17 protein-coding genes are annotated in these 19,094 nt (G+C 55.4%); 6 read left to right on the top strand and 11 right to left on the bottom strand.

Features of this window, described 5'->3' with window-relative positions; all coding sequences use genetic code 11:
• The first annotated feature begins 19 nt into the window (after positions 1-19).
• Positions 20-946 carry a LysR family transcriptional regulator gene (locus tag M3A44_13435; GenBank protein ID MEQ6342609.1) on the top strand — a complete coding sequence of 309 codons (927 nt, stop codon included), beginning with the start codon at positions 20-22 and terminating at the stop codon, positions 944-946.
• Positions 947-1,113: 167 nt separating this feature from the next.
• Positions 1,114-2,763, top strand: coding sequence for an electron transfer flavoprotein-ubiquinone oxidoreductase (locus M3A44_13440; GenBank protein MEQ6342610.1), 1,650 nt, complete (start codon positions 1,114-1,116; stop codon positions 2,761-2,763).
• Between the two features lie 147 nt (positions 2,764-2,910).
• Here M3A44_13440 and M3A44_13445 read toward each other — a convergent pair whose 3' ends face one another.
• From M3A44_13445 to M3A44_13460, 4 genes are all read right to left on the bottom strand, one after another.
• Positions 2,911-5,595, bottom strand: a complete 2,685-nt coding sequence (locus tag M3A44_13445; protein MEQ6342611.1) for a molybdopterin-dependent oxidoreductase — start codon at positions 5,593-5,595, stop codon at positions 2,911-2,913.
• Between the two features lie 12 nt (positions 5,596-5,607).
• Positions 5,608-5,931 (bottom strand): nitrite reductase small subunit NirD, encoded by a 324-nt coding sequence (gene nirD / locus M3A44_13450; protein ID MEQ6342612.1) that lies wholly within the window; start codon positions 5,929-5,931, stop codon positions 5,608-5,610.
• 113 nt (positions 5,932-6,044) lie between these two features.
• Positions 6,045-8,489 (bottom strand): nitrite reductase large subunit NirB, encoded by a 2,445-nt coding sequence (nirB, locus tag M3A44_13455; GenBank protein ID MEQ6342613.1) that lies wholly within the window; start codon positions 8,487-8,489, stop codon positions 6,045-6,047.
• Positions 8,490-8,738: 249 nt separating this feature from the next.
• Positions 8,739-10,436 (bottom strand): protein kinase, encoded by a 1,698-nt coding sequence (locus tag M3A44_13460; GenBank protein ID MEQ6342614.1) that lies wholly within the window; start codon positions 10,434-10,436, stop codon positions 8,739-8,741.
• A 283-nt stretch (positions 10,437-10,719) separates the two neighbouring features.
• Between M3A44_13460 and M3A44_13465 the strand changes: the two genes are divergently transcribed.
• The 3 genes from M3A44_13465 to M3A44_13475 all read left to right on the top strand — a co-directional run bounded on the left by M3A44_13465 (position 10,720) and on the right by M3A44_13475 (position 12,915).
• Positions 10,720-10,950 (top strand): CopG family transcriptional regulator, encoded by a 231-nt coding sequence (locus M3A44_13465; GenBank protein MEQ6342615.1) that lies wholly within the window; start codon positions 10,720-10,722, stop codon positions 10,948-10,950.
• A complete protein-coding gene (locus M3A44_13470) occupies positions 10,951-11,346 on the top strand; it encodes a type II toxin-antitoxin system VapC family toxin (protein ID MEQ6342616.1) in 396 nt (131 codons plus the stop codon).
• Between the two features lie 282 nt (positions 11,347-11,628).
• Positions 11,629-12,915 carry an ISL3 family transposase gene (locus M3A44_13475; protein MEQ6342617.1) on the top strand — a complete coding sequence of 429 codons (1,287 nt, stop codon included), beginning with the start codon at positions 11,629-11,631 and terminating at the stop codon, positions 12,913-12,915.
• 144 nt (positions 12,916-13,059) lie between these two features.
• Here M3A44_13475 and M3A44_13480 read toward each other — a convergent pair whose 3' ends face one another.
• Positions 13,060-13,923, bottom strand: coding sequence for a hypothetical protein (locus M3A44_13480; GenBank protein ID MEQ6342618.1), 864 nt, complete (start codon positions 13,921-13,923; stop codon positions 13,060-13,062).
• Between the two features lie 119 nt (positions 13,924-14,042).
• Here M3A44_13480 and M3A44_13485 point away from each other — a divergent pair, with 119 nt between their 5' ends.
• On the top strand, positions 14,043-14,798 hold the full coding sequence (locus tag M3A44_13485; GenBank protein ID MEQ6342619.1) for an IS5 family transposase: 756 nt from the start codon (positions 14,043-14,045) through the stop codon (positions 14,796-14,798).
• On the opposite strand, the gene M3A44_13490 is transcribed toward M3A44_13485, so the two are convergent.
• The 6 genes from M3A44_13490 to M3A44_13515 form a co-directional block, all read right to left on the bottom strand.
• Positions 14,763-15,254, bottom strand: a complete 492-nt coding sequence (locus tag M3A44_13490) for a hypothetical protein (protein MEQ6342620.1) — start codon at positions 15,252-15,254, stop codon at positions 14,763-14,765. The genes M3A44_13485 and M3A44_13490 overlap by 36 nt on opposite strands.
• A gap of 351 nt (positions 15,255-15,605) precedes the next feature.
• Positions 15,606-16,103, bottom strand: coding sequence for a GNAT family N-acetyltransferase (locus M3A44_13495; protein ID MEQ6342621.1), 498 nt, complete (start codon positions 16,101-16,103; stop codon positions 15,606-15,608).
• Entirely contained in the window at positions 16,100-16,390 is a 291-nt protein-coding gene (locus M3A44_13500; protein MEQ6342622.1) for a DUF1778 domain-containing protein, read from the bottom strand. Before M3A44_13500 ends, M3A44_13495 begins: the two co-directional genes overlap by 4 nt.
• Positions 16,391-16,919: 529 nt before the next feature.
• Positions 16,920-17,294: a type II toxin-antitoxin system VapC family toxin gene (locus M3A44_13505; GenBank protein MEQ6342623.1), complete on the bottom strand. Its 375-nt coding sequence runs from the start codon at positions 17,292-17,294 to the stop codon at positions 16,920-16,922.
• Between the two features lie 20 nt (positions 17,295-17,314).
• Positions 17,315-17,554 (bottom strand): AbrB/MazE/SpoVT family DNA-binding domain-containing protein, encoded by a 240-nt coding sequence (locus M3A44_13510; protein ID MEQ6342624.1) that lies wholly within the window; start codon positions 17,552-17,554, stop codon positions 17,315-17,317.
• Between the two features lie 135 nt (positions 17,555-17,689).
• A complete protein-coding gene (locus tag M3A44_13515; protein ID MEQ6342625.1) occupies positions 17,690-18,970 on the bottom strand; it encodes a NarK/NasA family nitrate transporter in 1,281 nt (426 codons plus the stop codon).
• Between the last annotated feature and the right edge of the window lie 124 nt (positions 18,971-19,094).

Here is a 19,094-nt window from a genome sequence, read left to right on the forward strand (position 1 = left end):
ATTAATCAATTTTATTTATATGAGATTTTCGCTACGACAGCTTGAAGTTTTTGTCGCCATCAGCCGTTACGACAACGTCTCGCGCGCGGCGGAGGCGTTGTCGCTCAGCCAATCCGCAACCAGTATGGCGCTGATCGAACTGGAAAAACAGTTTGATACCCGCCTCTTCGACCGTGCCAGCAAGCGGCTGCAACTCAACGAACTCGGCCACTTATTGTTACCGAAAGCCATCGAATTGCTGGATCGGGCCAAGGCTATTGAAAGCCTGTTGGCGGGTGATGCCGGGTTCGGGCCGCTGCGGATTGGTGCGTCGTTGACAATAGGCAATTATCTCGCCACTTTGCTGATCGGGAATTTCATGCAGCAACATCCGAGCTGCCATGTTCATCTGGATGTAGCCAATAGCGCCTCCATCATCCAGCGCGTGGCCCATTTTGACCTTGACCTGGGGTTGATCGAGGGCGATTGCCAGCACCACGACCTTGAAGTCATCCCGTGGGTCGCAGACGAACTGATGATCTTTGCAGCTCCGGAGCATCCCCTTGCTCAACAGTCCGAAGTCTCTTTAGACGACCTGGTATCCGCTAAATGGATCGTACGCGAGCCAGGTTCCGGTACGCGCCAGACCTTCGATCATGCGATGCGTAGCGTATTATCCCAGCTTAATATCCTACTCGAACTAGAACACACTGAAGCGATTAAACGAGCGGTAGAGTCAGGATTGGGGATTAGCTGCATCTCCCGGCTCGCGCTCAAGGACGCGTTCCGGCGTGGCAACCTTGTGCCGCTGACGGTGAAGGGTCTCGATTTCGGACGCCATTTCCATTTCCTGCTGCATAAGCAGAAATTCCGCACCCATGGTATGCAGGAATTCCTGGCGCTCTGTCAAAAGGTCTCAGTCAACGTCCGTTACAGCGACGAGATCGTCCTGCCACGGCCGACGTGAGCGTTATCCCTTTGATGAAAGATTGTCCATTAGCCCCAGAACCGTTCGCCCTGAGCCTGTCGAAGGGCCGTTCATGGTTCGACAAGTTCACCACGAACGGCGTTGTGCGCTCTATTTGCCTAATGGACAATCTGGAATGAATATATCCAACTGGTATGGAGTGTAGTATGGAACGTGAATCAATGAGCTATGACGTGGTGATCGTCGGCGCCGGCCCGGCCGGGCTTGCCGCAGCGATTCGCCTAAAACAATTGGCAATCGAGAGCGGGCAGGAGCTTAGCGTCTGCGTGCTGGAAAAAGGCTCGGAGGTGGGCGCGCATATATTGTCCGGCGCCGTGATCGATCCTATCGCGCTGAATGAGCTCATCCCTGACTGGCAGGCCAAAGGGGCTCCACTCCATGCCCCTGTCACCGAAGAGCATTTTCTCGTTCTCACAGAGAGCAGCAGCTGGCGAATCCCGAACGGGTTGCTACCGCCACTGATGCGCAACAACGGCTGCTACGTTGCCAGTCTTGGTGACCTCTGCCGATGGCTCGCACGACAGGCGGAGGAAATTGGCGTGGAGATCTACTGCGGCTTCGCCGCTGCCGAGGTCTTGTACGACGCCAACGGGGCCGTCACAGGGGTTGCGACTGGCGACATGGGCATCGCCAAGGACGGCAGCCACACCGCCAACTACACCCAAGGCATGGAGCTGCACGCGAAATATACCCTGATCGCCGAAGGCGTGCGCGGCTCACTCGCACGGGAAATCGAACAGCGATTCAAGCTGCGCGACGACATTGAGCCGCAGAAATACGGGATAGGCTTTAAGGAGTTGTGGCGGATCGATCCCTCCCGACACCAGTCTGGATTGGTATTACATTCACAAGGCTGGCCGCTCGGCAGCCATACAGGGGGAGGCTCTTTCCTCTACCACCTGGCGGACAATCTGGTCGCCGTCGGCTTCGTTGTGCATCTCAATTATGAGAACCCACACCTCTCTCCCTACGACGAATTCCAGCGATTCAAGACCCATCCCGCGATCCGCAGTTTTTTCCAGGGTGGGCAACGACTCGCCTACGGTGCTCGCGCGGTTAACGAAGGTGGCCTGCAATCCATCCCCAAACTGTGCTTTCCGGGCGGTGCCTTGATCGGATGCTCAGCGGGCTTCGTCAATGTGCCACGCATCAAAGGCAGTCACAATGCCATGAAGTCCGGCATGCTGGCGGCGCAGGCCATAGCCGACGCGATCATGGAAGGCCGCGCCAACGATGAGTTAACAGCCTACCCTGAGGCGCTTAACGCCTCGTGGATTCAGAAAGATCTCTACAAGGTGCGCAATGTTAAGCCGGCCTTGACGAAGTTCGGCACTGTGCTCGGCACGCTGTATGGCGGCCTCGACATGTGGCTGCACTGCCTCGGCGTAAACGTGCCGTGGACGCTGAAACATGGCCAGCCAGATCATACCAGCCTGAAACCGGCCAGCGAGACCAGCCCTATACACTACCCTAAACCAGACGGTGTGCTCACCTTCGACAAGCTCTCTTCCGTTTACCTGTCAAACACGAACCACGAAGAAAATCAGCCCTGCCACCTGCGCCTCAAGGACGCCAGCGTGCCGATTGCGGTCAACCTCGCACGCTTCGACGCGCCGGAGCAACGCTATTGCCCGGCGGGCGTGTATGAGATCGTAACGGAGAGCGGTCAACCCCACTTACAGATTAACGCCCAGAACTGCGTACACTGCAAGGCCTGCGACATCAAGGATCCGACGCAGAACATTGTCTGGACAGTGCCGGAAGGGGGCGGCGGGCCAAACTATCAGAGCATGTAGAGTAAGATCGATGCACGCGTTAACAATCGGGATTAACCCCAATACTAACCGTTCGCCCTGAGCTTGTCGAAGGGCGGAAAACTAGCCATTCATGGTTCGACAGGCTCACCACGAACGGCTTAAGTGAACAGTATTGGGATTAACCCGTTAAACAAGCGATTCCGCCGCGATCAACGCCTTCAACTCAGGAATGCAGGAGCCACAGTTAGTTCCTGCCTTGAGCGCCTGGCCGATGGCATCGGTGGTGACGAGGTGGTCTTTGCGTATTGCCTCGACGATGGTGTTGATGCCTACGCTGAAACAGGCGCAGACGATGCGGCCTGCGTCGGCCTGACCTTTGCCGGGGCGGCCTGCGAGGATGCTGGGGCGCACTTCGGGCGATAACTCTTCTTCTGCGAACAGGCTGGCCAGCCAGGTACGTGGTGGCAGATCAAAGCTGGGTGCGACGAACACGCAGCTTTCCAGGCGATTGTTGACGATGCGCGCGCCGCGATAGCGTCCGGCGGCCTTGTCCATATATTCGATCCATTCCACCTTGTCATCGGCTGCGCACAGCAAACTCCGCGCCCAGCGCGCCCATTCCTCTGGCTTGTGTTCACCTGCCAGCTCATAGCGCCAGAAGCTCTTGCCTGCGGCGCTGACCCAATAATCAACGCCCTCGAAGACCAGAAGACTCCGCCGCGAGAGCAGGAAGCCATGCCAAACCGGGGCATAGGGTTCGACGTGCACCGGCGTATGCTTGAGTTCGGGTTGACCAGAAATGGGGTCGGTAACAGGGTTGACCAGCGCATCGACGCGCCCGCTGCTGGCGAACTGGTCATTCCAGTGCATAGGCACAAAGACGCTGCCACGCCGCTGATCCGGCGTGACTTTGACGCGTGCGATCATCGAGCCCCAGCGACTATTGAGACGTGCCAGCCCGCCGTCTTTTGCGCCGATCTGCACGGCATCCTCAGGATGCAGCTCGGCATAGGGTTCAGTAATGTGCACTGACAGGCGTGGCGATTTGCCAGTGCGTGTCATGGTATGCCATTGATCGCGCACACGGCCAGTGTTGAGGACTAATGGATATTCAACATCAATTTCATTGCGTGGCGGACGCGGTGTGATGGCAATAAAACGCGCCCGTCCACTGGGCGTAAAAAACCGCCCATCGCCAAACATGCGTTCGGTGCCGCGGGGCTGCTTCGCATTGACCGGCCATTGCACAGACGTCATCGCGTCATACTCGGCATCGCTGTGGAGTGCCAAACCGCTGATATCAAAATCACGGCTACCTGCGTTGTCCACACCGGATAATGCAGCATACTCGCGAAAGATCTGCGCCGGGGATTCGTAGTGAAAGGCCTCGCCAAATCCCATACGCCTGGCAACCTCGTTGATGATCCACCAATCGGGTTTGGCTTCACCGGGCAAAGGCAAGAATGAACGTTGACGCGAGATGCGCCGTTCCGAGTTGGTGACGGTGCCGTCTTTCTCGCCCCACCCCGTAGCAGGCAGCAGGATGTGTGCGCATGCCGTGGTGTCGGTGCTGCGGATGCAATCTGAAACCACTACCAGCTCACAACCCTGCAAGGCCCGTCGCACCGCATCAGCATCAGGCAGGCTGTCCACCGGATTGGTGGCGATGATCCACACCGCTTTGACACGGCCCTCGCCGATGGCCTGGAACAAATCCACCGCCTTGAGTCCAGCTTTATCGGCGATCACTGGTGCACCCCAGAAGCGCTGCACGATCTGCCGGTGCTGCGGATTCTCAAGCTCCATGTGCACTGCCAGTTGATTGGCAAGCCCGCCCACCTCACGCCCGCCCATGGCATTGGGCTGGCCGGTGATGGAAAACGGCCCCATGCCGGGACGCCCGATGCGGCCCGTCAGCAAATGACAATTGATAATGGCATTGACCTTGTCGGTGCCGCACGAAGACTGATTTACACCCTGCGAATAGGCGCTCACCACCTTCTCTGTGCGAGAAAACCAGCGGTAAAATTGCGCGACATCGGTCGCGGCGAGACCACAGTGTTGAGCCACTGCATCAACGGAAGGCGCACTGGTGATGGCTGCATCCAGCGCGGCATCCAGGCCTTCGGTATGCGTGGCGATAAAGTGGGAGTTGGCGTCGCCATTATTGTTTAGATACGTAAGCAGCCCATTAAACAGCACCGTATCCATGCCCGGCTTGATGGCGAGATGCAAATCCGCGATATCGCAGGTCTGGGTGCGGCGCGGGTCAATTACAACAATTTTTAAATCGGGATTCTGCTTTTTGGCCTGGGTGATGCGCTGAAAAATCACCGGATGGCACCACGCGGTATTGGAGCCCACCAGTACGATCAGATTCGCCAGCTCCAGATCGGTATAGTTGCCTGGCACCGTATCCGATCCAAAGGCGCGCTTATGCCCTGCAACCGAGGAGGCCATACACAATCGTGAATTGGTGTCAATGTTGGCCGAACCAATGAACCCCTTCATCAGCTTGTTGGCGACATAATAGTCTTCGGTAAGAAGCTGCCCGGAAACATAAAACGCCACGGCATCCGGCCCATGCTCGCGGATGATACGCATAAAACCCTCGGCCACGGCACCCAGCGCGGAATCCCAATCGACACGCTTGCCGCGTATCTCGGGATAAAGCAGACGTCCGTTGAGATCAACCGTCTCGCCCAGCGCGGAACCCTTGGAGCATAAGCGCCCGTAGTTGGATGGGTGCTGTTCGTCACCACGAACTTCCACGCTTCCGTCGTGCGCAACGCTGGCCAGCACACCGCAGCCCACGCCACAATACGGGCACGTGGTTTTTATAGGCGCGCCGGCCTCGATGACATTGATCATTACCTTAGGCTATCAAGTGTGCTGGCGCTGCAATGAAAGCCGCACGATGCCATCTTCAACCTTGACCGGGAAACAGGCCGTATGACCCTGGTCTGGTGCCACGGCGGTGCCGTCGCTCAATTCAAGTACCCAGTTGTGCAGCGGGCAGGTGACGCGCTTGCCATGCACGATGCCTTGCGACAAAGGGCCGCCCTTGTGCGGGCAGGAATCATTCAACGCAAACACTTCATCCTCCGCAGTGCGAAAGACTGCTATGTCGCCCTGCGTGGTGCGCACCACGCGCGAACCCAGGCGCGGGATATCCTCAAGTGTCCCGATTTCAATCCAGTCAGTCATTATTTCAACCATTTTTCTTGCAGCAATAGCGTTCATAATTGTGTATTTTTATCCCCTCTCCCTAACCCTCTCCCCGCAAGCGGGGCGAGGGGATATGTTTAATGGAATTGGAATTAACCCACCAATTTAAGCGGAACAAATTCATGCCGCTCCACATCATGGCTGGCACGCTCTTCCCACGGGTCAACCTGAGCATACTTCTGTGATTCGACAAAGCGTTCGCGCAGCGCCTTGCGGCCTTCCGCATCTTCCACAATGCGTTGTTTGACATATTCTAACCCAACACGCTCGATCCACGGCGCGGTGCGATCCAGATAATGCGCCTCTTCGCGGTAGAGCTGGATGAAGGCATAGCAATATTCCTCCACCTCGGCGTCGGTGGTAACCTTGCACAGCAGATCAGTTGCGCGCACCTTAACACCGCCGTTGCCGCCAACGTGCAACTCCCAGCCCGACTCCACCGCCACGATACCGAAATCCTTGATGGTGGCCTCGGCGCAGTTGCGCGGGCAGCCTGACACTGCCATTTTAAACTTGTGCGGCATCCACGATCCCCAGGTGCGTTTCTCCAACTCGATACCCATTGCGGTGGAATCCTGCGTGCCGAAGCGGCACCACTCTTTGCCTACGCAGGTTTTAACGGTGCGCAATCCCTTCGCATAGGCGTGTCCCGACACCATTCCGCCTTTGTTCAAATCGCGCCACACGCCAGGCAGATCCTCCTTCTTGACACCGAGCAGGTCGATACGTTGACCGCCTGTCACTTTCACGGTGGGGATTTTATATTTATCCGCGACATCCGCGATGGTGCGCAGCTCATCGGGCGTGGTGACGCCGCCCCACATGCGCGGCACGACGGAGTAAGTGCCATCCTTCTGGATGTTGGCATGGACGCGCTCGTTGATAAAACGCGACTGCGCATCGTCCTTGTATTCGGCAGGCCAGGCGCACAGCAGATAATAATTAAGCGCGGGACGGCATGAGTGGCATCCATTCGGGGTGCGCCACTCCAGATAGCGCATTACATCGGGAATGCTCAGTAGATGCTGCTGGCGTATCACCTTGCGCACTTCGTCGTGGGTGTGATCGGTGCATTTGCACACCGGCTTTTCCTTGGGCGCGGCAGAATAGCCGCCACCCAGCACCGAAGACATGATCTGCTCTACCAATCCAGTGCATGAACCGCATGACGACGATGCCTTGGTATGCGTACGCACCTCATCAAGCGTGAACAAACCTTTCTCGGTGACAGCCTTGACGATAGTGCCCTTGCACACACCGTTGCAGCCGCACACCTCCATACTGTCGCTCATGCTGGCGGCCTTGTTCTGCCCGCCATGGCCGGCATCACCCAGGTGTGATTCGCCGAACATCAGATGATCGCGGAACGCCGAGATATCGGTACCGTCGCGCATCAGCTGGAAATACCATGCGCCGTCGACGGTATCACCGTACATCACCGCACCATGGATACGGTTGTCTTTCAGCACGATTTTTTTGTACATGCCGCGCGCGGCATCCTTGATCACGATCTCTTCTGTGGTTTCGTCGCCGGTGAAATCTCCCGCGGAGAACAGATCAATGCCCGTGACCTTGAGCTTGGTGGAGGTCATGGAACCCTGGTAACGGGCGTAACCCAAATGGGCCAAGTGATTGGCGCATACCTTGGCCTGCTCGAACAGCGGCGCCACCAGGCCATAGGCCTGGCCGCGGTGCTGCACACACTCGCCGACGGCGTAGACGCGCGGATCGAAGGTCTGCAAGGTATCATTAGCCACAATGCCACGCTCGCAGTGGATGCCGGATTTTTTGGCCAGTTCGATATTGGGGCGAATCCCCACCGCCATCACCACCAGGTCGGCATACAGCTCGCTACCGTCCTTGAAACGCACACCACGCACGCGGTCTTCGCCGATGATCGCCGTGGTCTGCGCCGGCATATAAAAGTGCATGCCGCGCTCTTCAAGTGACTTACGCAATAGCGCACCCGCAGCCTTGTCGAGCTGACGCTCCATCAGCGTGTCCTGAATATGCACCACGGTGACACTCATGCCTTGGAGCATCAGACCATTGGCCGCCTCCAGGCCCAGCAGGCCACCGCCGATCACCACCGCGTGCTGATGTTGTTTTGAGGCCTCCAGCATGAGGTCGACATCGTGGATATCGCGAAACGTCACAACGCCCGGCAGGTCATTGCCCGGCACGGGCACGATGAAGGGATTAGAGCCCGTGGCCAGCAATAGGAAGTCGTATTCCGCCGTGGTGCCGTCTGAGGCGATGACCTTGCGCTTGCGGCGGTCAATCTGCACTACTTCCTTTTCTTTGCCGCAATGCAGGGTGATGCCATTGTCGACATACCATTGCTTGTCATTGAGCATGATCTGGTCGATGGTCTTTTCGCCCGCCAGCACCGGCGAAAGCAGGATGCGGTTGTAATTGCCATACGGTTCGGCGCCGAATACTGTGATGTCGTATTTGTCCGGTGCAATTTTCAGCAGTTCTTCAAGGGTGCGCACACCCGCCATGCCGTTGCCGATCAAAACCAGTTTTTCTTTCATTGCCAAATCCTCGCATCTTGCCCATAAGCCCTGAGGGCCATCTTCTTAAACCTTAAGGGCAATATGCGTGCCAGATGCGTTCTGGTATATTAATGCGACAATTATCTCTTTTATGACAATGTGTTAGTAATTCTATGATTTATGTACGAGGGGTTTGAGCACTTCACCGCCAGCCGGTAATGCACCATTAATGTGCGGCCCTTTTACTTAGATGCATCCATCTTGGTGCGCTAATCTTATGATGCACATTTAATGTGCCAGCGCTGCAATCAATGCCAATAAAAGCATGGCCGAAATTATCTGCCAGAACACAACGGGATTGCGGTGATAGAGCGGCTGTTTGACCGGCACCGTGCGAATGCCGCGCGCCAAGCCATTTTCCAGCTCGAATGCCAGTTCCATTGCATCACCCAGACGCTTGCCTTTCTCCACTGCGGCGGCCTGCGCAAGCTGCATATCCAGCCACGCGGGCAAGTCCGGGCGGTGATGCGTCAAAGCGGTGCGCTTGTTAAAGCGTGGCCGCGAAAAAGGCTCCACCTCACCATAAGGATAGTGGCCGCCGCTGAACATGCGATAAAGCGTTACGCCCAGAGCATAGACATCGGATTGCTCGTCGCCCAATTCGCCATCGAATAATTCCGGTGCCATGTAGCTGGGTGTGCCCGGGATCTCGGCACGAGATAATTCCTCAAATCCGGGCAGACGTGCCACACCTAAATCCAGCAGCTTCAGGCCACCGCCTTCCTGCAACAACACATTGTCCGGCTTGATGTCGCGATGGATGATTCGCAACCTGTTGAGTGCATAAACCGCCTTGGCAAGCTTAATGCCAACATCGACGCCTTCATCAATGGATATCTTCGGGAGACGCAGCAGGCGCGCTTCAAGCGTTACGCCCTGGTAATAAGGCATCACCGAATACAGGCGCGTCTGCCGCCCCGGTGGTAGCTCAATGACTCCCGCGATCCAAGGGCTACGCACCCTGGCTGCGATCCAGGCCTCGCGCACAAAGGCGCGGCGATATGCCTCTTCGCTGGCGACACGGGGGTGAGGGAACTTGAGCACCACGGTGCGTGACTCAAACGTGTCCTCGGCCTTGAACAATCGACTGTAATGGCCGTCGGAAATCTTTTCGACCAAACGGAAACCATCTACCACGTCACCTTCGTTGGGCAGATCATGGATCGGTAAGGCATCGATGGCCATTTCAAGATCGGACTGCTCTGCCGCAGGCAAGCCGATAACATCAATCACCATGGCGGTGATGTTGTCCTGGCTGCCCGCCTCCTGCGCCGCCTGCACTATGGCCTGGGCGTCCTCTTCCGGCGCGGCGCGCGCCATCAACAAAGGCAAAATACGGCGATCCGACAGCACACCATGCACACCATCGCTGCACAGCAGAAAGCGGTCATGCAATTCCAGGCTGTGGGCCGAATAATCGATACGCAGATTTTCCTCGATACCCACGGCGCGAAACAGCACATGGCTCAGATCAGGATGGGCAAGGGTGTGATCCTCAGTCAGCCGGGCAAGCTTTTGGCCACGCAAGCGGTAGATGCGCGAGTCCCCCACATGCACCACATGCGCCTGGCGGCCACGCAGAATGAGTGCGCTCAAGGTGGTGGCCATGCCTTCAAGGCGGCGGTCCTGCCGCCCCTGGAAATAAACCCAGCGGTTAATCGCACCCAGGGCGCGGGCTGCGGCACGCTCCACCCCCAGGGTTTCCGGCAGGCCATAATAACCTTCGATGAAGCCCCGAACCGTAGTCTCTGCGGCCTCACGCCCGCCCTTCGCACCACCCACACCATCCGCAACTGCCGCAACGACGCTGCGCCGGGCATTGGAGCGGGTATTGTCCAGATATGTGCCTACATAATCCTGGTTGGTATCACGCTTACCTGTGATGCTGGTGAAACCGATACGGGTTTGGAGATGGTCGCTGGACATAAAGACTCAAAAATATAAGACGCAAGAAAAAAACCTTCACTACCTTCCATTATCTTGCATTTTATTGCTTGCTGCTTGCTGCTTTTTTCGGGCGTCTCTATAAAATCGAGCAAGCTGTGCTGGCAGAGTGAAAAAAGCGTGCGGCGCGATTACGTGTTGACAACACTTGCGCCGAAAACGTTAAGCCGTGGAACCTCTCCACGAGTGCTGGATTGCTCCTCGCCAGTTGCGAGCCCAATGAGTTTGACATATAATTTAACATATAATTTTATGGAGGACAGACATGGGACAGGTCACTGTTTATTTTGAAGATGACATCGAGAAGCGACTCAAATCAGCAGCCAAGGCAGCGGGCATACCGGTGAGCCGCTGGGTGGCGGCGCTGGTGGAGGAAAAAACTCGCACGACATGGCCCGAATCGGTGTTCAAACTTGCTGGCGCTTGGCCGGATTTTCCCGAGCCAGAGGAATTGCGACGCGCGCAGGGCGAGGACCACACGCGGGAGCCACTCTGAATGTATCTGCTGGACACCAACACCCTAATCTATTTTTTCAAGGGCCAGGGCCGGGTAGCTGAACGATTATTGTCCACATCACCGATGGAAGTGGCCGTACCCACCCTGGTGATTTACGAAATCGAGGTCGGCATAGCCAAATCCGCGCAGCCTGTCAAGCGGCGGCGCCAGCTTGCAGAATTGCTGAGCGTCATCAAGGTAGTGCCGTTCGACCAGGCGGCCGCATCCGCCGCTGCTGGCGTAAGGGCAGCGCTCGAAGGTCGCGGACATCCCATTGGCCCCTTGGATACCCTCATCGCCGGAACCGCCATAGCTCAGCGAGCAATTCTTGTTACGCACAACACGCGGGAATTCAAGCGGGTGCCAAAGCTTTTTTTGGCGGACTGGTACGAATAAAAGCCGCGCTTCGCCCATGGGCCATTTGTTCGGTGAGGCTGTGTAGCGTTCTCCCGGCCCGGCTACCGCTCCCACAAACTCTCCTGCCCATATTGCAACGGTGGGCTGAGGAAATATTCGATCACCCGCCGCTTGCCGGTCTTGATCTCCACCGTCACGGCCATGCCGGGCGTCAGGTTTACCTGTTTGCCTTCGACAGCCAGCGAGAAACTTGGCGTCTTGTATTAATGGGTCTTCGTGAAATCGAGTGGGTGAAATTTAACATGAAAACCTCCGCAAGCCTTGTGGCATCAGGCAAAATGCATCCTGCACCTGTTGCAGAAAATGGGAGGTTTTTTCAATGGCTATTTCACGCAAACCCAAACGCATTCTCGACGCATACCGATTCCCCTGTTTTCGCCCGCTGGAAAAGATACGCGGCATCTTTGGCGACTCCAAAGCACGGATCATCACGCTCGTTCGGCGCTCAAAAAAACGGCCTGCAACAGTTGCGGCAGAACGCGCTCTGGTTGGTACGACAAGAGGCTTCGACGAGTTCGCGACCTCTCCTGTGGCGACACACGTATCTATCTGGAAATCGAAATTCGACGGGTGCTTTGTCGGCACTGCGGGAAAGTGAAACGCGAACGACTCGACTTTCTCGCCGACAACCCACTCTATACAAAGCGATTTTCTTGGTATGTAGGCAGACGGTGTCGCGCCAGCACGGTGTCGGACATTGCCCGCGAATTGCTTCTGGACTGGCACACCGTCAAGGAACTGGACAAGCAATACATGACCGCGCAACTGGAACGCGCCGGAACGCCAGCACCCAAGGCCATTGGCATCGACGAAATATCGATTCGCAAAGGACATACCTATCGCATTGTAGTCAGCGACTTGATCCGTGGTCGTCCCATCTGGTTTGGCGGTGCCGACCGTTCGGAGGACAGCATGCGACAGTTCTATGACTGGCTGGGAGAGAAGAAATCCAAAGGCATTTGTCTTGCAGTGATGGATATGTGGAAGCCCTTTCGTAACGTAACCAACGAACGCGCCCCGCAGGCGGCCATCCTGTTCGACAAATTCCACATCATGAGCCATCTCGGCGATGCTCTGGATAAAGTCAGAAAGATGGAATATGCACGTCTTCAGGGCAAGGATAGGCGCTACATTAAGGGGCAGAAATACGTACTGCTTTCCAATCACGAAAATATGACACTGGACGGCAGACGTTCTTTGAAGGCTTTGCTGGCAGCGAACAAACGGCTGAACACGGCGTACCTGCTGAAAGAGTCGTTTGGCCAGTTGTGGGATTACAGGAGCGAAGCATGGGCGCGGCGTTTCTTCGAGAATTGGAAAACCAGCCTGAAGTGGCAGCGCCTGAAACCTTACGAGAAATTTGCCGAGATGATTGAGCGCCATTGGGATGGGATCGCAGCCTATTGCAAGCCAGAGAATAAAGTTTCACTCGGCTTTGTTGAGGGGCTCAACAATAAGATACGCGTCATCCAACGCCGTGCATATGGTCTGCGCGATGAAGAATATCTGCGACTAAAAATACTCACGTCTATGCTCCCGAGGCTCTAAAAAACATGAAATTTACCCACACGATCACGCGAAGAGCCGTATTAATATATACATCTGCTGGCGATGATGCCTTAAATGGGCGATGTTGTATTGCAAGACCTGGTACCGTGCGCGACCGTTAGTGCGGCAATCACATTGAGCGGATTACGCATGGTCTTGAAGATACCGCTGGACTCGATCAACCACTTTCGGAAAAAACGAGATTAAATTGCGTAAAAGATTATGCACAGCAAGTTCCTGTTGCGGCCCGCCATACGGAACCCGCGACGTGTCTGACCAGATAATTTCACGTACTGAGTTGTGACCAGGCGCGGAGAACAGATGTGCAGCGGTCAAGGCAAGATGTGCATCGTTAGTAATACGTAATGCGACGCCAGAATAAACTCCAGCCCCTTTAAGAACAGTCATATATCCAACTGTTTTTGATAGGAGTATTTGCTCACGCGGAATGGGCTCAACTTCCTGAGCGATTGTCATCAACCCCATTAAATTTATATCGCCCAAACCAACTCCGGAGGGAGACCCCATTGCGGCATACCACCTCTGTATTTCTTGCATTTCATGCTGTAGACGCCGCTCAAGTTCTGCGAATTCACGTTGCTCGATGAGCTGGCGCTCCTGATTCCTACGATCAGACTCGAGCCGTAGATTAATTTCACGTAAATATTGATCAATACTCTCCATATCAGGTTTCTCCGGCAGGGGTTTAATCCAAGCACGAAGTTCCGCTTCGAACTCGGCCATTGTGAGGCGCTCTCCTGGTTCACGCAAGGTTGCCCGCTCTAATACAGAATCGAGCAAATCTGCTTGCTTCCCTACCCAGGTCGAAAGACGCAGCGCAGGAACTGTCAAATGTAGCGTACCCGGCATAGGAAATGACTGCGCAGTCCCCAGCTTCCAAAGCGTCTTTGCGAGTGAATAAACATCCGCAGGACCGCCAGCGGCATCCCGCGCACCTCCGAGTAACTCAGGAGCCTGATAGAACAGAGGACCAAACTTGCGCCCCATAGGCGTTAACTCAGGCTTATCGGGAAATGATGCAATTCCAAAGTCTCCGATAATCCAATTTCCATCTAGGTTCTGTTGACGTTTCGCGGTTTTGGTAGAATCCGCCGTTTTAGGTTGGCATGGACAGAACCAAAATAAGCGATAGTGAGTGGGTGCGTATATTGTCACACTTAACTAAATTGACGGGCGTGCATCTCGGATCGCCCGATAAATGCAGGCGATTTATGGGCGCATCATTGTGGATACTGCGCACCGGCGCGCAGTGGCGGACGCTGCCGCCAGAGCATGGCAAATGGAATAGCGTCTTCAAGCGATACTCACGTTGGTGTGCGAATGGCGCATGGGATAGATTGCTCACTTATTTTTCTGAAGATGCTGATTTACAAGATGTTTCTATTGATGGAACGGTGACAAGAGCGCACGCCTGTGCCGCAGGCGCGGCGGGCAGTTCGGCTGAAAAAGAAGCGCTGGGGCGCTCCAAAGGTGGGTTTAGCTGTAAGATTCATGCGGCCTGTGATGCACTTGGCATGCCGATTGAATTCATTCTGACGGGTGGCCAAACGGCGGAGTGCACGGTCGCAATACCGCTGCTGGAAGGCATCCAAACATCAGCACTTCTGGCGGATAAAGGCTACGACACAAACGAGCTGCGCGCGTGGTTAAAGGCGCGTGGGATAGAGGTTGTGATTCCGCCGAAGTCGAACCGAAAAGAGAAAATTGACTGTGATTATTGGCTTTATAAGGAGCGACATGCCGTCGAATGCATGTTTGGCAAGCTCAAGCATTATCGCCGGATTGCTACTCGATATGAGAAAAAAGCTGTTAATTACATGGGAATGCTATCTTTTGCGGCGGTACTTTTGTGGCTGAGATGAAACGTCAACAGAACCTAACCAAAAAAGGTTTTCTGGCTTTATATCTCGATGATATATCTGTTGTTCATGGAGTTTCGCCAGGGTTTTCGCGTAGGCTGCAATAGCCTCAACAATATTCTTTAATGACGAACCTTTTTTAAGTTGATCTTCCAACTTATGCGCTATTGGCATAGCGAGCCAAGCGGGGGTCTCTGCATCTAACCGCAGAGGTAAGAAAGCACTTTTGAAAGGCATTACTCCTAACGTCCCATTGAGGCGCTCTAATAATCCCACTTCAAATTGAAATCTCTGGAAAGGCTCACTTCGTTCAGTATGATGACCAGTTAGAATTTTGAGAGCAACGTGTTCACCATTACTCATTACACGCCAAACGGCAGCATTTCCACCTTTTCCTAGGCATTTACCCAGTGTCCACCCTCCGATACGCTGGCCCTTCTTAAATATAAATTTTGTCATGCTGTTTTCGAAGGATAAAATCAAAAAGGAAAAAACACATCATAGCTGGGTCCCTTTCCATTGATCCAATGAGCGCGGCAGGCTGGGCTGAGTTCGCGAAGCCCAACACATCAAGCCAATGTTCACTATTACGCATACCTCATGATCCACAATAAAACAAAATTTCACCATCCACTTTTCAATAACATCATCGCCCTCGCATCGCCCTCGATTGTTGGGCTTCATTTCATTCGCCCAACCACGCTGGGTCACGCCAACATCGACACCGCGCGCATTTACGATAACCGCAGGACCAAACCGAAGGACACCCAACGTGACGTATTGATTGCGCACCACCCTCCCCTGTTGGCGCTACTCTGCCAAAGCCACCCGCAGATCAGCGATGGTGGCCATCAAGGTCATTGGTTCAAGCGGGGAAGGGTCGAGGCCAAGGCGCAGGTAGAAAGCCTTGGCTTCTTCGGATAGCGCATGCACCAGTAGACCGCGAATACCTATCGCCTCGGCGGCGTGGATCACGCGCCGTGCCGCGTCCTGGAACAAAGCGCGACCGATGCCTTGGCCTTGGTGCGACCGCGCCACCGCGAGACGCGCCAGCACGACCACTGGAATCGGGTCAGGCATGTTGCGCCGAAACCGTCCTGGGGCTGCCGCTGGCGCGACCGCGCTCGATGCGAGGGCGTAATAGCCGACTATCTGCTCCCCGTCACACGTAACGAAAGCACGTGATGCACCGCTGAGCTGGTTTTGCGCGGCGCGGCGCTTCAGCCAGTCATCAAGCGAGGGAACGCCAGAGTCGAAGGCCGCAATCTGATGGTGATTGCCCAGGGGCTCGGGAGCCGATAGCATCAGTCCTTAGCCCAAGGCGGCGTGACGCGCATCGTGCGGCGCAGCCGTTCATTGGGTTGCGCGGGAGCATCCAGGCGGGTCAGGAACTCCGCATAGGCCTCGGCGCCGACCGACAGGAGGGCGCGGTCAAGTAAGGCATCTTCTGCCGCCCGGCGGGCAGCCTCCAGAATGAAATCCGTCCGCGTTTTGCCAGTTGAGAGTGCAGCACGGTCAATCAGGTTGCGCTCCGCCGCCGGAATCCGCAGATTCAGTGTGTCACGGCGCGGTTTTGCAAGGATGGTGGTTTTCATCGAAAGCTCCTCATTGGCTATTTTGTTATATTATAGCGGCACGTAACGTCTTTGTCATTACGAAGAGTCAAGCTGTCGTTTCGGAAACTTTGTTGGGCAGCGCTGACGGCAGCGCGCACGCCCATAGATAAACAGGCGGCCGACGGCTGAAAATGGAAAGGCCAACCTACACTACTGAGGTCAATTTTATGGAACCGCTAAAGAAAAGATGCCATCAACGTCATTACCAGCCTGCCCGATGATGCGGACATGGAAGAAATCATGTACCGGCTCTATGTGCTGGAGAATATCCGGCGCGGGCAGGAAGACGTCGAGAAAGGCAAGACCACGCCCGCCGAGCAGGTGTTGCGAGATATCCAATCATGGTGAAATGGACCAATCATGCCTTGGCCCCAGCTTCGCCATAATATTCACAATTACATCGCAGAAGATTCGCCGCTGTACGCCAAGCGCGTGTCGGATGCCCTGGTGCGCAAAGACCTTCTTGCTCGACGAATTTCCCCGGCTGCACCCATCACCGCCAGGCCTCCTATCCGAGAAAATTAAACCCTGGCAAAGATGACGCTTTCTTATCGAAAGTGACGGTATGTTCGCACCCGTCATAGACGTTTGCCTGCCCGATCAGGGCATCACAGAAATCCGCACTATTTGCATCGAAAGCGCGCAGTGCCTTCCACGCTACTTCGACATTTTCGATCAGCAACTGCTTAGTTGTCAGCAGCCCTTCTATGATCTCTTTTAGCTGCGGCTTGGTAACACCGTAACAGCGCTGAAGCACCCACGTGATTTCGCACAGCGTGATGTGATTGATATAACCTGGCGCTTCCATTGTTAAGGTCTTCTCGACGAAGCGAGTTGCAATGGCCGACTGCTTCTTGTCATCTTGCACCAGATAACGGATCACGACATTGGTATCCAACCCGATCAATTCGATCCTCCCATTTCAATAATGGCTCTGTCCATGTCTTCAATGGTGACTGGTTTTTTTGGTTTTGCCACGATGCCTTTGAGGGATCGCACGTCTTGCGTTGCGGCAACGATCTGAAAGACACCCGCTTGGATTTCGACGAACTCCACTCGGTCACCGGTGCTAACGCCAAGACGGGATCTTACGTCCTTTGGAATAGTAATCTGGCCTTTGCTGGTTATTGTCGCCGCGCTCATGATTAATGCCCCGAATAATTACCAATTACACCTATCCTTACTATGCAGCAAGGACAGATGCCGAGTCAATGCGCTTCCCGCTCAAGGCCGATGTCTTCTTTCCCTCGATTAATGACGCCTGATATTGAAGTTTTTTCAAACTCTCGCCCCCGACACCGCGCCCCAGGTGGTGCGCCAGCGGGTCTTTACGCGTACCAGGCCAACCAAGCCAATCAAGGCCAACCCGGCGAATATCCAGAAACCGGTCGCAAAGTCACCCGTCATGCCTTTGGACCAACCCAGCGCTTTGGCGAGAAAGAATCCGCCCACGCCACCTGCCGCGCCTACCAATCCTGTCATCACACCCATTTCACGACGGAAGCGCTGCGGCACGAGCTGAAACACCGAACCATTGCCCATGCCCAGCGCCATCGCGCCGACGAAGAAGATGGCCACCGCGCCCCAGGCAACACCGGGCAACTCGAACAGCCCCCAGCCACTTACCTTGGCATCCGCTACCGTTCCTGCGACAGGCGCGGGACCTTCCGGCATCAAAGAGATGCTCAAATACGAGAGCGCCACGACCACGAATAACACCTGTAATGTCTTGATGCCACCCATGCGGTCCGCCAGCCAACCCCCCACCGGGCGGAATAGTGAACCTGCAAACACTACAATAGCCACCATCATGCCCGCGGCCACGCCGGATGCGTGATACCACGTCGTAAAATACAGTGGCAGCGCATTGCCCAGGCCCACGAAACCCCCGAAGGTTATCGAATAGAAGAACATAAACCACCAGGTATCGGCATCCTTGAGCACTGTGGCATAGTTCGCCAGCGTCACCGGTGTGGGTTGGTGCGGCGCATCCTTGGCCATCCAGCTATAGAGCAGGAAGACCAGCACGACAGGGATCAGCAGAAAACCGAATACCGCCTGCCAGCCAAAATTTTCCGCCAGCGACGGCACGATCATGGCGTCCAGCACCACGCCCATATTGCCCGCCCCGGCGATGCCGAGCACGATGCCCTGATAATGCGGAGGATACCAGCGGCTGGCCTGCGGCAGTGCCACCGCAAAGCTCGCGCCTGCAAACCCGAGAATCACCCCGAACAGCTCCACCTCCAGCTTGCTATGCAGCCCAGACAGCCAGGCATAGGCCAACCCCACCATGACAATGATCTGCCCCAACTGCCCTGCGCGTTTCGGGCCGATGTGATCCGCCAGCATCCCCATCGGCACACGCAGCAGCGCACCCGCCAGGATGGGTATAGCGACAATCGTGAATTTCTCTTCAATGGGCAGGCCCAGCTCCTGGGTGATATACAACGACAGCGGCCCGAGCACCACCCACACCATGAAGCTGATATCAAAATATAAAAATGCCGCCAACAGCGTGGGCCAATGCCCTGCCTGTTTGAAATCCTGAAAATTCATCCTCTACACCTCTGATTACCGGCGCTATGCTCGCACCGGGCTGGATCGCATACTAAATAAGTGCACATGCACTCATGCAGAGCAAGCCGTGTGCCAACTTCGGAGAATTGATCTGATATTATTA

Source organism: Gammaproteobacteria bacterium, from assembly GCA_040183005.1.
Classification (GTDB): Bacteria; Pseudomonadota; Gammaproteobacteria.